We start from the raw sequence: 17,526 nt of genomic DNA, 5'->3' as shown, positions 1-17,526 counted from the left end.
CCCAACGAGCTGTGCGGTCTATAATTGTTATAGTCCTCTTTCCAAATATCGAACTTTTCCTGGGCATCCTCCAAGGAGAAGAACCAATTGGCGTTCAGGCACTCATACCTAAATGAGCCATTAAAACTTTCGATAAAAGGATTGTCCGTTGGTTTTCCTGGCCTTGAGAAGTCAAGTTCGACATTGTTCCCATAGGCCCATTTGTCCAATACCTTACTGATGAACTCACTTCCATTATCCACTTTGACACGCTTTGGCAGCACTTCGTTCCCAAAAGTAATGGCTTCCATTACCTGTACGACATCACTTCCTTTAAGAGACTTTCCCGCATGGATGGCCAAACACTTGCGGCTATAGTTATCCACTACAGTCAATGCCCTGAAACGGCTCCCGTTGTACAACTGGTCCGAGACAAAATCCATGCTCCAACATTCGTTCAAACTAGAGGCGTTCCCCTCTGCGGGTTGTCTGTGTGCGGCGGAACGGTTCCGTTTGGGCCGCTTGCTCCTCAGGTTCAGACCTTCCTCGCAATAGACCCGGTACATGCGTTTGTGGTTGTCCATGAAACCCTCCCGTCTCAAAAGGATATGGATACGCCAGAACCCGTAACGTACCCTGACGGCGGCAATCTCGTTCATCCGCATGCGCAACAGTTCATCGCTACGGCCCTTGGCCCTGTAATAGAAAACGCTCTTGTGCAGCAATATGAGCTTGCAGCAACGCTGGACGGAAATATTGTACTCCATCCTTATATTTTCGACCATCCCGCGCTTTCGGGACGGTCTCAGAACTTTTTTTTCAGCACGTCCTGCAGGATCTGTTTGTCCAAGCTCAGGTCGGCGACCAGTTTCTTCAACTGTGCGTTCTCCTCCTCCAGGTTCTTCAGCCTCCGTAGTTCGGAGACACCAAGCCCGCCATATTTCTTCTTCCAATTGTAGAACGTGGCCTCGCTGATGCCCATCTTGCGGCATACCTCCTGGATACGGGTCCCCGTCTCCGCCTGTTTGATCGCAAATACGATCTGCGACTCAGAATACTTTGATCGTTTCATAAGCAAATACTTGTTTAAAGTTAAACATTTATCCGCCCGGAATTCTCTAATTCTAAACTGTCCGGTTTAACGGGAGGAGGTCATAGTATAAAAAAGTTGTTTTGACCATTTTTCCCCATCACGTCCCAAGGGAATCTCCCCTTGGGGCAGTGAACGGGAACGGTCCCCTAACTGGCGGGCCCAAACACATAGTATTGATAGCATATCGCTCCAAGTCCCTGGTCTTTAGACGGATGGGATAGGGAATCATGTGGAAGGACCGTTCTCCTGCTTTTTTAGGCATAAAAGTCAGGATTCAAGGTTTTGGAAAAAAATACAGGATTACACTGTATTCCACTAATTTTTCTTTGTTCGACAATGAGTTTTCCTTAATTTAAGTGCTCGTCCCCAAACGATTAAAAAAATGAAACTTAACCCGTAAGACTATGCACCTTGCTTACAAGGCCATCTTGGCCAACCTATCACCCAGAACAGGGATTTTTGTAATCCTATCCTTTTTACTTTTCAGTAGCTGTTCCAAAGAAGACGGCGAGAAACAACAGTACACCCTGACCGTTGAGGCCACCCCATCGGAGGGCGGAACGGTATCCCCCTCCAGCGGAAGCTTTGATGCTGGGGAGAGCGTATCGCTTCGTGCGACCCCATCCTCCGACCATGTGTTCAAGAACTGGACGGGCTCGGTATCGGGCACGGACAATCCCGTGACCCTCACCATGGACGGGGACAGGAGCGTAACGGCGGTCTTCGAGAAGCGGAAGTACCCCCTGACCGTGGAGGTGGAGGGCGAGGGCACCGTGACGGAGTCCCTGCTGTCCTCCAAGACCACGGACTATGCCTCTGGCAGTTCGGTACAGCTGACCCCCGAGCCCGAAGAGGGCTGGGAGTTCGTTCAGTGGACAGGTGACGTAACGGGAACGGAGAACCCACTGACCCTGACGGTGGATGCCCCGACGAGCATCACGGCGGTGTTCAGGCCCGTACTGGAGGGGCTCATCATCGGGAAGTGGGACGTGGAGAACAATAACACTGGAACCACGGGCAAGGGCGGTGACCTTGCCGCCATCACAAGCGATAACGGCTGTACGGTCTTTTCATTGGTCTTCAACCTGGACGGCACCTTTGTGCTGAACCTTAGCTCGGGACAGTTCGAGGGGAGCTTTGCCTTCGACAGTGCGGACTCCATCACCTTGGAGAGCACGGGTACGATGACCAATGTGAGCATCACCAGCGGCATACTGTCCTTCGACCTATCGTTGCCAGAGCTGTGCGAGGTACAGGTAACGGCGGAGCCCGACCCCGACTATGAGGAAGGGGGCTGTGTCTCCTTTTTGGACTGCAACGACGGGAAGGTATGGAAAAGAGAGACCGAAGCGGGCATGGAATACATCCGCCTTACCAATGGGGTGGGCGAAATATGGATGGAACGCTATATGCTGGACACGGAAAGGGAGTGCCTGTTGTCGGAGGAGACCAACCAAACGGGCAGCACCTTCCTGCTGGGGAACGATATCGATGAGCTGGTGTATGTGCTGGACGACACCCCCGAGGGGGACATCGAGGTGACCCTGACCCTCACCGAGGACGGTTCGCTGTCCATGGCGCAGACTGGCCAGGAGGGAGCGGACTATTATACAGAGGCCACCGTAGAGGAGTTGACGACCTACCTACAGACCTATGAAGCATGCCCATTGCCATTGATCTACCTGGCCGAGAACGGGGTGACCATAAAGTGCAGGGACGATGCACAGGTGGGCGACACAGGAGAGGTGAACGGTATCACCTACACCGTGGTGGACGAGGCGACCCTAAGGCAGATGGTAGCCGATGGTGAGGACGTGACCAGGGTCTGCACCACCAAGGTGACCGACATGAGTGAACTTTTTGCTGGGGGGGATATAATCAACCCATTCAATCAAGACATTGGGAGTTGGGACACCAGTAATGTTATAGATATGAGTGGAATGTTTTTCAGGTCAAACTTCAACCAGGATATTGGGAGTTGGGATGTTGGAAATGTAATCGCCATGCCTAGAATGTTTTGGGCAGCAAAGTTGTTTGATAGAGACATAGGAAATTGGGATACCAGAAATGTAAGGAATATGGAGAGGATGTTTCGTAATGCTGATGCATTTAATAAGGACATTGGTAGATGGTATGTTGGAAATGTAACGAATATGAAAAGTATGTTTGCTATTTCAAACTTCAATCAGGATATAGGAGATTGGGATGTCAGAAATGTTGTGGATATGTCTGAATTATTTGATAGGTCACTTTTTAATCAAGATATTGGGAGATGGGATGTTAGCAGCGTGACAAATATGTCGTCGATGTTTTTAGGAACGCCGTTCAACCAAGATATTGGGAGATGGGATGTTAGCAGCGTGACAAATATGTTTTATATGTTCACTAATACACCCTTCAACCAGGATATTGGAAATTGGGACGTAAGCAGTGTGACTAATATGGCAAGTATGTTCAGCGACTCTTCTTTCAACCAAGATATAAGTAGTTGGAATGTAAGCAATGTGACCAATATGAGAGGTATGTTCTCTGGAACTCTTTTTGATCATGACATTGGGAATTGGGATACTAGTAATGTTATAAATATGAGTCTAATGTTCTCGAGATCCCCATTTAATGCAGACATTGGCAACTGGAATGTTAGTAATGTGACCATTATGTCTGCTATGTTTGCAGACTCTCTATTTAACCAGGATATAGGAAATTGGGATACGAGCAGTGTGACCCATATGGATAGTATGTTCAATGGATCCCCATTTAACCAAGACATTGGTAGTTGGGATGTTTCTAATGTTTTTGACATGAGAAGCATGTTCTCTTTAACTTTTTTTAGTCAAGATATTGGGGATTGGGACGTAAGCGGTGTAACTTATATGAGCGGAATGTTCAATGGTTCAACTTTCAACCAGGACATTGGTAATTGGGATGTTGGTAATGTTGTAGATATGTCAGGTATGTTCTCCAACTCCCAATTCAATAAGGACATTGGCAATTGGAACGTGAGTAATGTGACGAACATGGGCAGTATGTTCAATGGTTCAACATTCAACCAAAACATTGGTAATTGGGATGTGAGCAGTGTAATCGATATGTTTTATATGTTCGACTCCACACCGTTCAATCAAGATCTCTCAAATTGGAACGTGGGCAATGTTACGTCTTGCTCTAACTTTAGCTCCAACACCCCCCAATGGACCTTGCCCAAGCCTAATTTTACGAACTGTACGCCTTGAATATTATGAATTTCGCGGTTTTCTGGAAAGGGTATCTACAGAAAGAGCACCAAATTCAAAAGTTGAAACTATGACTTAACTTTAAACTTGGTCAGTTCAGATTTCTTTGAAGACTTACAAGTGGTGCTTATAAAAATATGGTGCTCTGTTTTTATCATACATTTTCATTTCTTGAAAGATAACTTTCTAATACCGATAAAAATAAAAACCATAACCGTATAAACCATAAAGAAAGGCAGAATAATGGCTTTTAAACCTAAAACAAGCATAACCGCAATAATCAGCAATTGAAAACCCAGGCCAAGAGCGGAAACAGCTGTCATCAACCACTTCGGAAGAACTGAAAATTTGGCCGCATCGCTGTCCAGGACATAAATGGCCTTATCAAAAACACTGTAACACAGTCTATACAGCCTGAAAAGGATATTGACATGTTTTTGATTTTCACCTTCTAAGGCTATTGGTGTTTTGGTTTCAAACACACGGCTAGTGGTATCTCCATCAAAAGTGTTTCTCAAAATAACATAGTAGTAATTGTATAGTGTACCTTGTAATTGCAGGCCCAAGAATGCACTCAAATATATCCAAATGGAAACGTCGGTAATATACCAGATGGAAAAAAGAAACAAAGCATTTAATACAATATCTGCTATGGAATCCAAATAACGACCCGTGTAGGATGGTTTTTGTTTTACACGAGCAAGCTCACCATCTGCAGCATCGAGGATAGATTTACAAATTAAAAAGAATGCGGCTAGCCAGAAATAACCTTGAATAATACAATAAAAAGCAATGAGACCTGATGCTATAAATGCAATCGTAACCTGAATAGGAGTTACGGAAGTGTTCTTTAAAGAGTTTACAATAATTTTGGCTATCGGTCTTCCATAGTCTGAAAGGTCTAAAAATTTATGCTCATTCGGTAATTTGGACATTCTAAGAATTTAACACGTTCGAATCATGTAAAAATACTATTAAACTATATCTTACGATGACATATAATTGAAACCCTGTTCGTTCTGTCAATGCACATGGGAATGGATTCACATTATAAGGTTAAGATTGCAGAGGTTAATTTCGCAATTGTTAAAAGCTGTATTGGATAAGTGGCTTCTTTTTTTACGTCAGCTAAACATGTCAAAGGTGGTATTATTAATCACTAAAGTCTTTATTCGAGAAACTTTCAATATTTTGCTGTCATGAAGAAAATGATTCTGCACATCCCCCACTCATCCACCCATATTCCCTTTTACGATGGATTTGTTGAGGACAGGGAGAAAATCGATAATGAGCTTATAAAACTGACGGATTGGTACACGGACGACCTGTTTGCCAATGGAACGGACGACCATATCATAACACCCTTTTCAAGGCTGTTCTGTGACGTGGAACGTTTTACCGATGATGATCTGGAACCCATGTCCAGATTTGGGATGGGGGCACTGTATGAAAAATTCGATGATGGTGCAACCCTGCGAACCGTCACCCCTGGGCTTCGCAAAAGGATTCTAGAGGATTACTATCAGGTGCACCACGATAAGCTCACAGACCTCGTTGAGGAGCACTTGGAGGAGCATAATGGCTGTTTGATCGTGGATTGCCATTCCTTTCCCGAAAAGGCGCTGAAAAGGGCGTTGGACAGGTCTACGATACGCCCAGACTTCAACATAGGGACCGACCCCTTCCACACGCCGAGGGAACTCGTGGACATGGCGGTCAGTTTCTTTGAAGAATCGGGGCACAGTGTGCTGGTCGATAGGCCCTACTCTGGCAGTATGGTTCCCCAGGCCCATTACAGGAAGGACAAAAGGGTCGGCTCCATCATGTTGGAGATCAATAGGGGGCTTTATCTGGACGGGGACAAAAGGACGGAGGGCTATGAACGGACCAGGACAACGGTACAGTCCTTCCTCAACCATATCCGAGGCTAGTCAATGGAATTCAGGTGTGCGGAGAATTTGGGCCATATATAGGTTTTGCGGAGCAGTGCCCAAAAAGAAAGTGGGAATAAAAAAGATAAGGGGGGGTCTGTTTTGATATGATGCGACCGAACTTTTTGAGGTTTTTTGACAGCCTGACCAAAATATTCTGTACAAATACTGTACAAAATAAAACACTTAAAAACTAAAAACCTCTGAAAATCAATTGATTAACAGAGGTTTACGTACTCGAGGCGGGACTTGAACCCGCACGGGCAAAATGCCCACAGGATTTTAAGTCCGGCGTGTCTACCAATTCCACCACTCGAGCAGGACTTGTATGTAAAAAAAAAAACTCCACCCGTGGTGACTGAGCGGAGTCGAAGTCGAGCGAAAAACGGGATTCGAACCCGCGACCTCCACCTTGGCAAGGTGATGCTCTACCAACTGAGCTATTTTCGCATTTTTAAAGAACGCTTCACTTTTCCCAAGCGCGGATGCAAATTTATAATATTTCTATTAAAATAAAAGAATTTTTTTAGGAAGATGCCTTTTTCTTTTTGCTCAACAACCGCTTGATCTCGTTCAGCTTCATCAATGCCTCCACAGGTGTCAGTGTATCAATGTCCAAGTGCAAAATTTCTTCCTTGATCTCTTCCAGTAAGGGGTCGTCCAAATTGAAAAAACTCAATTGCATCTCGTTTTGGGAAGCTTGCAGTTTGTCAGTCATCTCTTCGCTCGAGTGCGATTTTTCCAGTTTTTTAAGGATTTTGTTTGCCTTTTGAATCACCTGTTGCGGCATTCCGGCCATTTTGGCCACATGGATTCCAAAACTATGTTCGCTGCCTCCGGGCACCAATTTCCGTAAAAAAAGCACATTGTCTTCCAATTCCTTGACCGAAACGTTGTAGTTTTTGATACGAGGAAAGGTGTTGGTCATTTCATTGAGCTCATGGTAATGTGTGGCAAACAGTGTTTTTGCTTTGGTAGGGTGCTCGTGCAAGTACTCGGAAATGGCCCAAGCGATTGAAATACCATCGTAGGTACTGGTACCACGACCTATTTCGTCCAAGAGCACCAAACTGCGTTCCGATAGGTTGTTCAAGATGGAGGCGGTCTCGTTCATCTCTACCATAAAGGTCGATTCGCCCATCGAAATATTGTCACTGGCCCCAACGCGGGTAAAAATTTTGTCCACCACGCCCAAACGGGCTTCGGCCGCAGGCACAAAACTTCCCATCTGTGCCAAGAGTACAATCAATGCGGTCTGACGCAAGAGAGCCGATTTACCGCTCATGTTAGGACCCGTGATCATAATGATTTGTTGCTCTTCGCGGTTCAAAAGCACATCGTTGGTCACATAGGCATCACCAATGGGCAATTGCTTTTCGATTACGGGATGCCTACCTTCCTTGATGTCAATAGTGGTTGAATCGTTTACGGTAGGCTCCACATAATGGTTCTCTTTGGCCAACTGCGCAAAGCCACAAAGACAATCCAATTGGGCAATCAGGTGTGCGTTTCGCTGTACGGGGGCAATGTACTCCTGCATCCATACCAATAACTGTTCAAAAAGCTGCTGTTCCAAATGGTAGATGCGTTCCTCGGCACCCAAGATCTTGGACTCATATTCCTTGAGTTCTTCCGTAATGTACCGCTCCGCATTCACCAAGGTTTGTTTGCGAATCCAACCCTCGGGAACCTTGTCCTTGTGGGTGTTCCTCACTTCAATGTAGTAGCCAAATACATTGTTGGACGCTATTTTTAAGGAGGTGATACCCGTTTCCTTGGTTTCCCGTTCCAACATTTTATCCAGATAATCTTTGCCGGAAAACGCAAGGTGGCGCAATTCATCCAATTCTTCCGAGTACCCCTCAGCAATGGTGTTGCCTTTGGCAATGTTCACCGGGGCCTCCTCGTTAAGCAACTCTTTTATTTTTGACCGAAGGGCTTCGCAATCGTCCAAACCATTCCCGATTTGCTTTAGGGACCCGTTGGAGCTGTTTTGTGCCAATTGCTTGATGGGAACCACCGCTTCCAATGAATTTTTGAGTTGGATCACCTCTTTTGGGTTGATTTTTCCCGTGGCCAGTTTGGAAATCAAACGTTCCAGATCGCCCATCTGCTTAATATGGCCCTGAATCCTGTTCAATTGGGACTCCTCACTTTTTAAATGGGCAACCACTTGATGGCGTTGCTGTATCTTTTCCACATGCTTCAACGGCAGGGCCAACCATCTTTTTAAGAGACGTCCGCCCATGGGCGATAGGGTCTTGTCGATTATGTCCAACAAGGTCACCGCATTTTGATGGGAGGAATGATAAAGTTCCAGGTTACGAATGGTGAAACGGTCCATCCATACATATTCCTCCTCGGCAATGCGCTGTATGCTATTGATATGCTGAAGACGGCTGTGTTGGGTCTCGAAGAGATAGTGCAGCACCGCCCCAGAGGCAATGATACCGTGGTTGAGATGGTCTACGCCAAAACCCTTTAGGGTTTTAGTGCCAAAATGTTGGTTCAAGCGCTCCTCGGCATAATCCTCTTGGAAAATCCAATCTTCCAAAAAGAAACTGTGAAAGTGCTTGCCAAAGCATTCCACAAAATCCTTTTTATGGTTTTTGGAAACCAATACTTCATTGGGCGAAAAGTTTTGAAGCAATTTGTCCACCTGTTCCACCGAACCTTCCGAACACAAGTATTCCCCGGTAGAAATATCCAAAAAGGAAACCCCCAACTTGTTGCGCCCAAAATGGACGGCACATAAAAAGTTGTTGTTCTTGGCCGTGAGGATATCGTCGTTTAGGGCAACTCCGGGAGTGACCAATTCGGTTACGCCCCGTTTTACAATGGTTTTCGTTTGTTTAGGGTCTTCCAACTGATCGCAAATGGCCACGCGTTGTCCCGCTTTTACCAATTTGGGTAAGTAGGTATTGAGCGAATGGTGTGGAAACCCGGCCAGTTCGGTCTTGTCTCCTCCATTGTTCCTGTGGGTAAGGATAATGCCCAATATCTTGGCAGCCTTGACCGCATCTTCCCCGAAGGTCTCATAAAAATCCCCAACACGGAACAGCAACAGCGCATCCGGGTGTTTTACCTTAATGGCATTGTACTGCTGCATTAATGGGGTAACCTTCGTATTTTTCTTCTTGGCTGCCAAAGCGATTTAATTCTGTTATTTTTGCCCTGCTCGGGAATCTTTAGTCACATCGGGCGCAGTCGAGATGTTATGATAAATCTTTTGTTTGCGCTCAAGATGACATTAAATGTATCGTTGCAAACGAATATATTGTTTTCAGCAACCATCAAAAATTTTTGTTGATATTTTCACCCCAATGTTTAAAAAATGAACCGAAAACTGGAAAATAGCGAGCTGAACCGATTGGATGTCAGCAGTTTCAAGGAGGCGGAAAAATCGTCCATCATCATCATTTTGGACAATATCCGAAGTTTGAACAATATTGGCTCCGTATTCCGCACGGCCGATGCCTTTTTGGTCCAAAAAATCTATCTCTGTGGCATAACGGCCACACCACCCCACAAGGATATTCGCAAAACGGCCTTGGGTGCTACCGAGAGTGTGGATTGGGAATACAAAAAGGACATTTTGGAGGTGGTGAAGGAGCTCAAGCAACAAGGGGTAAGCATCGTAGCTGTGGAGCAAGCGGAAAATGCCGTCATGCTGAACCATTTTGAAGTTGGCCCCACTGAAACCATAGCCTTAATTTTTGGGAACGAGGTGAAAGGAGTTTCACAGGATGTGGTAAACGCAAGCGATACTGTGTTGGAGATTCCGCAGTTCGGCACCAAACACTCTTTGAATATTTCGGTGAGTGCGGGGGTAGTGGTTTGGGATATTTGGTACAAACAGCATAGGGGGAAATAAAAAAAGGCCCTGAAAACAGGGCCATATGTAAAGTCTGAGTTAGTTAGTTTCTCGAATTGAGGGTGCTAATAAAATAAAACCATTCGTTATATCCAAACATTTTCTAAAAATTCTCTTAAAAGTTTGAGGAAAGGATATGATCTTCCAGCCTTTGTATGATGAATTCATAATCGGCTGGATTGCTCACAAAATCTAGTTCGCCCACATCAAGGATAATACTGTTCTGCGTGGGACTACTTTTGATAAAATCCAAGTACCCCCGATTGATTTTTTCCAAATAGTCCGGTGCTATGTTCTGTTCGTAGGCACGCCCCCTTTTTTTGATATTGGCCAGCAACCGTTCGGTATTTTGGTAGAGGTACAGATAAATTTCGGGCTTTTTGACCTCTTTGTACATAAAGCTAAAAACCTTTCGGTATAGGTTGAACTCCTCCTTTTGCAAGGTGACCTTGGCGAATATCAACGATTTAAAAATATCGTAGTCACTCACCATAAAGTTCTTAAAAAGATCAAACTGGGAAGTATCGTCCATAAACTGTTGGTACCTGTCCGCCAAAAAGGACATTTCCAAAGGAAAGGCATAGCGGGCCTGGTCCTCATAAAATTTGGGTAGAAAAGGATTGTCCGCGAAGCGTTCCAGAACCAATTTGGCGTTAAAATCATCCGAGATCATCTTGGACAGGGTAGTTTTTCCGGCGCCAATATTGCCCTCGATGGCAATGAGCTGTAATTGCGAAAACAGCCCCGACCTGTCCTTGAACAAATTGTACTTGGTCTTGGTAAGTTGGCTTCGGTCACTACATTCCTGCAATAGGTTGCGGGTATCCTTATACAGTACCGGATGGTAAAATTGGGGCGCAATATCGCCCAAAGGCTTCAACACAAAGTTTCGGTGCTGCATGTGCGGATGGGGAACCACCAAATCTTCATTATTGATGACCTCCGTACCATAATAAATGATGTCAATGTCCAACGTTCTTGACCTATAGCCACCACCATCACTACGGACCCTGCCAAAATCCCTTTCAATGTCCAAAATGGTGTCCAATAGTTGCTTGGGCGTTAATGGTGTCAAAACGGATACCACGATATTTAGAAAGGGATCTCCATCAAAACCGACCGCAGGATTTTCGTAAACGGACGAAATGTCCAATAAGGAGCCTGCTTTTTGTTCAATACGGAAAATGGCTTTTTGGAGGTTCGCATGCCGATTTCCCAAATTGCTTCCCAATGAAAGATATACCTTTTGCTTTCTGCCCATAATCGAAGAAACAAAGTAAACAAAACATTCCTACATTGGTTATCTTTGGAACGTATTAAATTTTATTGCATGAAGTTTTTAAGAAACCTACTTGCCTCAATTTTGGGGAGCTTAATGGCGTTTATGATCATTGTTGGCATGTTCTTCATTTTTATGGTCCTTGTGGGCAGTGCCGAAGATGGTGTAGTGGTAAAAAGGAATTCAGTGCTGGAAATCAGTTTTATGGCCCCTATCCTTGATTACACGGGAAAGGATGCCAATGATCCCTTTGCTGGTTTGTGGACGGAGGAGCTTGGATTGGATGAGATACTGCACGCCATAGAAGTAGCGAAGAATGATGAGCATATAGAGGGTATAAGCATTACTACTGGATTTTTGCAGGCTGGAATGGCCCAGGCCAGGGAAATCCGAAACGCCCTAATCGACTTTAAGTCTTCAGGAAAGTTTGTGGTGGCGCACGCCGATGTGTACGCACAGCGCGATTATTACCTAGCCACTGCAGCGGACGAAGTCTATATCAACCCTGTGGGAGCCATGGATTTTAAGGGACTGGCCACGGAAGTGCTTTTTTATAAAGAGCTACAGGAAAAATCAGGGATCAAAATGGAGGTCATACGCCATGGCAAGTATAAAAGTGCTGTTGAGCCTTTTTTATCCGATACCATGAGCGAGGAGAACCGAACACAAATCAAGGAATTGATCACTTCCATTTGGAATGTGATGGTAGATGATATTTCTGAATCCAGAAAGTTATCGCCCCAAGACCTGAACCAAATTGCCGACACCCTCGGCGGCAGAACCCCAGAATATGCCGTTGCCTCAGGGCTGCTGGATGGCGCCTTGTATTTTGACGAATACGAAGACTTGATGAAGGAAAAGATCGGTCTTTCCGAAGACGAAGAAATCGAGTATGTTGGCTTAAGGGACTACATACAAAACACCAACAAAAGAACCATCCGTACAGGGTCGGACAAGATTGCCGTTATTTATGCGCAGGGAGAGATTCTCGGAGGTGAAGGCGGAAAGGATTATATAGGGCAGGGCCTTATTGTGGAAGCCCTGCATAAGGCTTTGGACAACAAAAGTGTCAAGGCCATTGTGCTCCGCGTGGATTCTCCCGGGGGCAGTGCCTTGGTCTCGGATATTATCTGGAGAGAAATGCAATTGGCCAAGGAGGAAAAACCCATTGTGGTTTCCTTTGGAAATATAGCGGCATCGGGTGGTTACTACATTGGCGTTGGAGGGGACAAGATTTTTGCTGAGCCCACCACGATTACAGGTTCCATTGGAGTTTTTGGCACCATTCCCAACATCAACCAGTTGGCGGATAATGTTGGAATCAATGCCGAACAAGTGGGGACCAACAAAAATTCAGTGGACTATTCCTTTTTTGAGCCTATGACCGATACCTTTAGAGCGGCGATTGAGGAAAGCATCGAAGAGACCTATGAAACCTTTTTGGATCGTGTGTCCAAAGGGCGAAACATGACAGTGGAGCAGGTAGACCAAATAGCCCAAGGCAGGGTTTGGAGCGGTGTGGATGCCAAGGCTCTTGGTTTGGTGGATGAATTGGGAAGTTTGGACGATGCCATCGCAGCCGCAGCAGAGATGGCAGGGCTGGAATCCTATGGAGTGCGCAAGTATCCAAATTATAAATCCGATTTTGAACTGTTTATGGAAGACTTTGGTTCCGCAAAGGCCAAGATAGGGGAGTCCATCATACAGGAAGAAATTGGGAGCGAGGCCTACCAAATTTTGAAAGAGTTCAAGCAATTTACCAAACAAGAGGGCATACAGGCCAAAATGCCATTCAGTTTAAACATTCAGTAGGCCCAGGTAAAGGCTCTAAGGACTTTAAAACCTCATATGACACCAAAGGACAAGAAGTTAGCATTTTCCATATATCTGTATCTCGGGGCGTTGTTCATCACCTCACTGGTGGTGTCCAACTTGATTTTCCAAAAATTTTTTTCTTGGGCTCCTTTTGGGGAGGTTACCGTTTTTGGAGCGCCCCTATTTGAGCTGTCCGTGGGAATCTTGCCCTATCCCATCACATTTTTGATCACCGATTTGATTTCCGAAATCTACGGTCAAAAAAAGGCCAATCAAGTGGTTACCGCGGGAATCTTTGCGTCTTTCTTTTCCATGGCCATTATTTTGGTGGCCAACTGTTCCATGGCCATACCCAGCTCGCCGGTGGACGATACTACCTTTACCACGGTTTTTGGGCTGTCTCCACTAGGAGTTTTGGCTTCCATGCTGGCCTATTTGGGCGCACAGTATATCGATATCACCATTTATCATTTTTGGAAGCGTCTTACCAATGGTCGCATGCTTTGGCTGCGAAACAACTTTTCTACTTTTTCCTCCCAATTTATAGACACGTTCACGGTGGTGGGGCTATTGTGCATTTTTGGTGTACTCCCCTGGGACAAGTTTTATGGACTGTTGATCAGTGGTTTTATTTTCAAGGTAATGATTGCCGTTCTTGACACCCCTTTGCTCTATTTTTTCGTATATCTGATGCGAAAAAGATTTAACTTAAATATAGGGGAAGAAATTTCTTTGGATTGATACTTCTCCTTTAATTTGTTGTAAAACACCGAAGTATGAGGAAAAAAGTCCTGAAAATTACCACCATAACCCTACTTGTATTACTAGCGATCATCATTGCCGTTCCGTTGTTTCTTCAAGGTAAGATTGAAGACATCATCAAAACAAAGGTCAACAATAGCATCAATGCCACTTTTGATTTTGAAGAGGCTGATTTGAGTTTTCTCAGAAGCTTCCCAAACGCTAATTTAAAGCTCACTAATTTATCATTGGTCAACAAGGCTCCGTTTGAAGGCGATACCTTGTTTGCCTCATCGGAAATAGCACTTTCCATGTCCATTAAGGAGCTGTTCAAATCTGCCGAGGAGCCTATCGTACTCAGAACGCTTACTGTCGACGGAGCAAAATTGCTAATCAAAGCGGATAAAGAAGGCAATGCCAATTATGATATTGCCAAGGAAAGTGAATCTTCCACGGCAACCACCACAGAAGCATCCGGTGATAATTTTACATTAAACTTGAACTCCTATGCCATTACCAATTCGGAAATCGTGTATTGGGACATGGACAGTGGGATGCGATTGGATATTTTGGAGATGAACCACTCGGGAACAGGCGACCTTTCTTTGGAAAAGTCCGAACTCAAGACCCTTACGGATGCTTTGGTATCCTTTGAAATGGACAGCACCCAGTATTTGAACAGGAACAAAATTAATTTGGATGCCCTTATCGGAATCGATTTGACGGAGAACAAATACACCTTTTTGGAGAACAAGGCCTTGGTAAACCAATTGCCATTGGTTTTCGATGGTTTTGTGAAGGTGAATGAAGACAATCAGGAAGTGGACATCACTTTTGAGACACCTTCTTCCGACTTTAAGAACTTTTTGGCGGTCATCCCGGAAGCCTATGCAGCAAATATCGAAAGCGTACAGACTACGGGAAATTTTGAGGTAAAAGGTCAGTTTAAGGGTGTGGTGGACGATGAGCATATCCCAACCTTCAAGATTGCCATCAACTCTGAAAATGCATCTTTTAAATATCCTGATCTGCCGAAATCCGTTCGCAATGTATACATCGATACCGAAATCAACAACGAGACCGGAATTACGGAGGATACCTATGTGAATATTAACCGTCTGTCTTTCCTGATAGACGAGGACAAATTCAATTTGAACGCCAAGATCAGGGAATTGTTGGGCAACACCAAAGTAAACGCCCATATGGATGGAAGAATCAATTTGGCCAATATTTCGCAAGCCTATCCGCTACCAGAAGATTTTGATCTAAAAGGCATTTTGAATGCGGATATCACCACCGCCTTTGATATGGCATCTTTGGAGAACAAGCAGTACCAGAATACCAAAACAACGGGCAAGGCTTCCCTTTCTGGATTTGAGTATGCCTCAGAGGAACTCAAAAGTCCAGTGATCATCAATACGGCAGCGGTTACTTTTAACCCGGATAAGGTTACTCTGGATTCCTTTAATGGAAAAACAGGAAGCACCGATTTTGAGGCCAAGGGTACCTTGACCAATTTGTTGGGCTTTATGTTCAACGATGAGAATGTTGAGGGTAATTTTACCTTGAATTCCAATCGGTTTGCCTTGAACGACTTTATGATGGAAGAGACTGCAGAAGTTGAACCAGAAAGCGGGGAAACCGAAACTGGGTCCGCCACAACAGGGGAGGAGCGTATAAAAATACCATCGTTTTTGGATTGTACCATCGATGCCGCTGCCAATACCGTGGTTTATGACAACTTGAATCTGAAGAACGTCAAAGGAACCTTGGTCATCAAAGATGAAACGGCCATCGTAAAAAATCTCACTTCCGATCTGTTTGGGGGCACGTTGGGCCTCTCAGGTTCGGTTTCGACCAAACAGGAAACCTCCACCTTTGATATGAATTTGGGCATGAACAATTTTAATATCGGAGAGTCATTCGAAGGCCTGGAACTGTTAAAAACGTTGACCCCATTGGCTACTGCCATTCAAGGAAAGCTCAATTCCGATATTAAGATTTCGGGGAACTTGAAGGACGACTTTACGCCGAACTTGGCCACTATTTCTGGGAATCTGTTGGCAGAATTGCTTTCTCCCAAATTGGATGCGCAAAAAGCTCCCTTGGTTTCGGCTTTGGACAGCAAGCTTAATTTTTTGGATACCAAGGAAATCAATTTAGATGGACTAAAAACTGCATTGACCTTTGATAATGGAACGGTTAAGGTGAAACCTTTCACCCTCAATTATAAGGATATAGCCATTGATGTGAACGGCAGCCACTCCTTTGATAAACAAATGGATTATGCTGCAACCTTGAACGTGCCTGCCAAATATTTGGGTACGGAGGTGAACAAGCTCATCGCACAATTGGACGATCAAAGTTTGGGAGAGGTTACCATTCCCGTTACCGCGAATATTGGCGGTAATTTCACCAATCCATCCGTGAGTACCGACCTATCTTCCAGTGTGAAAACGTTGACCACCAAATTGGTGGAAATGCAAAAGCAAAAATTGATAGGCCAGGGTAAGGAAAAAGCCAAAGATTTATTGTCAGATGTCTTTAAAAAAGATGAATCCGATACCACCAACACCAAAAATGATGGGGTAAAAGAAGCCATTGGCACTCTTTTGGGCGGGAAAAAGGATACCACCGCAACAGATAGTGCAAAAGCTAAACAGGGCGATGAGGTAAAGGATGCTGCCAAATCCATTTTGGGCGGACTCCTCAAGAAAAAGAAAAAGGATACGGTAAATTAAAGCAGGCAGTCGCTCAATCTGACACAGTCCAGATAGTAACGATTTTAAGGTACCCTTTTTTATTCCTTGATTTCGTTGTCGATGGTTTTCAAAATCTCGTCTATACTCTGCATCAAAGGATTGTAATGCAATGTTTCCGTTTTGATGCTGGTGAGGATGAACATGAGCATATTGTTCTCAAACTCTTTCGATTTTAAAAGGTTACGGTTGCTCGTTCGGTCCGAACTAAGGGGAATCTCCAATTCACTGGAAACCCCGGTTAGGTCGTATAGCGTTTTGATGCTGTTTTCTTCACTGCGAAACATATCGAGTATTTTGTCGCGCTCATTGGCCAGCATCATTTCTTGCTTAGCGATATCCTCAATGTTGGAAATCCAATTGGTCAAAAGGATGCGAAGACGTGGGTTTCCGATATCCTTTAAACTTCCCGAATTGATCATTTCCATCAAAAGGGAATTGTTGGGGTTGAATGAAATATCGAAGGCCAAGGCATTGTACAGCAAATTGGCGAGCTCTTGCTCATCGGGCAGGTTTTCTTGGTCAACCATATAGACCATAATTTTCTTGGAATCCTCATAGCTTTGTTTGTTGAAGGTTATGAGTTCTTTCAATTTGGTTTGGCTGGTCTCGAACTCATCGCGAAGTCCGATGAGGTAAATCTGTTCCTTTTCCCGTTTGATGCTTTGTTCATTGGCATTATCGATGGCAAGTGCAATCAAAATCCCGATAACCACCAAAATGATCTCGCCAATGGCATACAGCAAGTAGTTGCTGATCTTTTTATCCGCAATGGATTTCTTTCGTATTCTTCTAAAGACTTTGAGCATAGACACTTGTTCA

The 17,526-nt window shown here is 44.7% G+C and carries 12 protein-coding genes and 2 tRNA genes; 6 read left to right on the top strand and 8 right to left on the bottom strand.

Going from position 1 to position 17,526, the window contains the following annotated elements:
• Together EO130_RS09295 and EO130_RS15455 are read right to left on the bottom strand one after the other, a co-directional pair.
• A protein-coding gene (locus EO130_RS09295; protein ID WP_127140148.1) for an IS3 family transposase occupies window positions 1-1,051 on the bottom strand; the annotation gives its coding sequence in 2 pieces (ribosomal slippage) (window positions 1-799 and window positions 799-1,051; 1,052 coding nt annotated over the 2 pieces). This gene is flagged as partial in the annotation.
• Between the two features lie 118 nt (window positions 1,052-1,169).
• Complete coding sequence (locus EO130_RS15455; protein WP_164732909.1) at window positions 1,170-1,334, bottom strand: hypothetical protein; 165 nt, start codon at window positions 1,332-1,334, stop codon at window positions 1,170-1,172.
• A gap of 142 nt (window positions 1,335-1,476) precedes the next feature.
• Between EO130_RS15455 and EO130_RS09290 the strand changes: the two genes are divergently transcribed.
• Complete coding sequence (locus EO130_RS09290) at window positions 1,477-4,305, top strand: BspA family leucine-rich repeat surface protein (protein WP_127141235.1); 2,829 nt, start codon at window positions 1,477-1,479, stop codon at window positions 4,303-4,305.
• A 164-nt stretch (window positions 4,306-4,469) separates the two neighbouring features.
• On the opposite strand, the gene EO130_RS09285 is transcribed toward EO130_RS09290, so the two are convergent.
• A complete protein-coding gene (locus tag EO130_RS09285) occupies window positions 4,470-5,240 on the bottom strand; it encodes a CDP-alcohol phosphatidyltransferase family protein (RefSeq protein ID WP_127141234.1) in 771 nt (256 codons plus the stop codon).
• Window positions 5,241-5,504: 264 nt separating this feature from the next.
• Here EO130_RS09285 and EO130_RS09280 point away from each other — a divergent pair, with 264 nt between their 5' ends.
• Complete coding sequence (locus EO130_RS09280) at window positions 5,505-6,236, top strand: N-formylglutamate amidohydrolase (RefSeq protein WP_127141233.1); 732 nt, start codon at window positions 5,505-5,507, stop codon at window positions 6,234-6,236.
• A 234-nt stretch (window positions 6,237-6,470) separates the two neighbouring features.
• On the opposite strand, the gene EO130_RS09275 is transcribed toward EO130_RS09280, so the two are convergent.
• The 3 genes from EO130_RS09275 to mutS form a co-directional block, all read right to left on the bottom strand.
• Window positions 6,471-6,555 (bottom strand) — tRNA-Leu (locus tag EO130_RS09275).
• Between the two features lie 58 nt (window positions 6,556-6,613).
• A tRNA-Gly gene (locus tag EO130_RS09270) sits at window positions 6,614-6,686 on the bottom strand.
• Window positions 6,687-6,762: 76 nt separating this feature from the next.
• On the bottom strand, window positions 6,763-9,345 hold the full coding sequence (mutS, locus tag EO130_RS09265) for a DNA mismatch repair protein MutS (RefSeq protein WP_127141245.1): 2,583 nt from the start codon (window positions 9,343-9,345) through the stop codon (window positions 6,763-6,765).
• 225 nt (window positions 9,346-9,570) lie between these two features.
• Here mutS and EO130_RS09260 point away from each other — a divergent pair, with 225 nt between their 5' ends.
• Entirely contained in the window at window positions 9,571-10,110 is a 540-nt protein-coding gene (locus EO130_RS09260; protein ID WP_127141232.1) for an RNA methyltransferase, read from the top strand.
• Between the two features lie 115 nt (window positions 10,111-10,225).
• On the opposite strand, the gene folK is transcribed toward EO130_RS09260, so the two are convergent.
• Window positions 10,226-11,371: a 2-amino-4-hydroxy-6-hydroxymethyldihydropteridine diphosphokinase gene (folK, locus tag EO130_RS09255; protein ID WP_127141231.1), complete on the bottom strand. Its 1,146-nt coding sequence runs from the start codon at window positions 11,369-11,371 to the stop codon at window positions 10,226-10,228.
• Window positions 11,372-11,440: 69 nt separating this feature from the next.
• On the opposite strand from folK, the gene sppA reads away from it, so the two are divergent.
• From sppA to EO130_RS09240, 3 genes are read left to right on the top strand one after another with little or no spacing between them, the layout of a single operon-like run.
• Window positions 11,441-13,201 (top strand): signal peptide peptidase SppA, encoded by a 1,761-nt coding sequence (sppA, locus tag EO130_RS09250; protein ID WP_127141230.1) that lies wholly within the window; start codon window positions 11,441-11,443, stop codon window positions 13,199-13,201.
• A gap of 36 nt (window positions 13,202-13,237) precedes the next feature.
• Window positions 13,238-13,945 carry a queuosine precursor transporter gene (locus tag EO130_RS09245; protein WP_127141229.1) on the top strand — a complete coding sequence of 236 codons (708 nt, stop codon included), beginning with the start codon at window positions 13,238-13,240 and terminating at the stop codon, window positions 13,943-13,945.
• Between the two features lie 35 nt (window positions 13,946-13,980).
• Complete coding sequence (locus EO130_RS09240) at window positions 13,981-16,686, top strand: AsmA family protein (protein WP_127141228.1); 2,706 nt, start codon at window positions 13,981-13,983, stop codon at window positions 16,684-16,686.
• Between the two features lie 59 nt (window positions 16,687-16,745).
• Here EO130_RS09240 and EO130_RS09235 read toward each other — a convergent pair whose 3' ends face one another.
• Window positions 16,746-17,513, bottom strand: coding sequence for a DUF6090 family protein (locus EO130_RS09235; RefSeq protein WP_127141227.1), 768 nt, complete (start codon window positions 17,511-17,513; stop codon window positions 16,746-16,748).
• Window positions 17,514-17,526: the final 13 nt, after the last annotated feature.

This window comes from Flagellimonas marinaquae (genome assembly GCF_003992675.1).
Classification (GTDB): Bacteria; Bacteroidota; Bacteroidia; order Flavobacteriales; family Flavobacteriaceae; genus Flagellimonas; species Flagellimonas marinaquae.
Note: the sequence above shows the minus strand (reverse complement) of the source record. Positions and strands in the feature narration are given on the sequence as shown.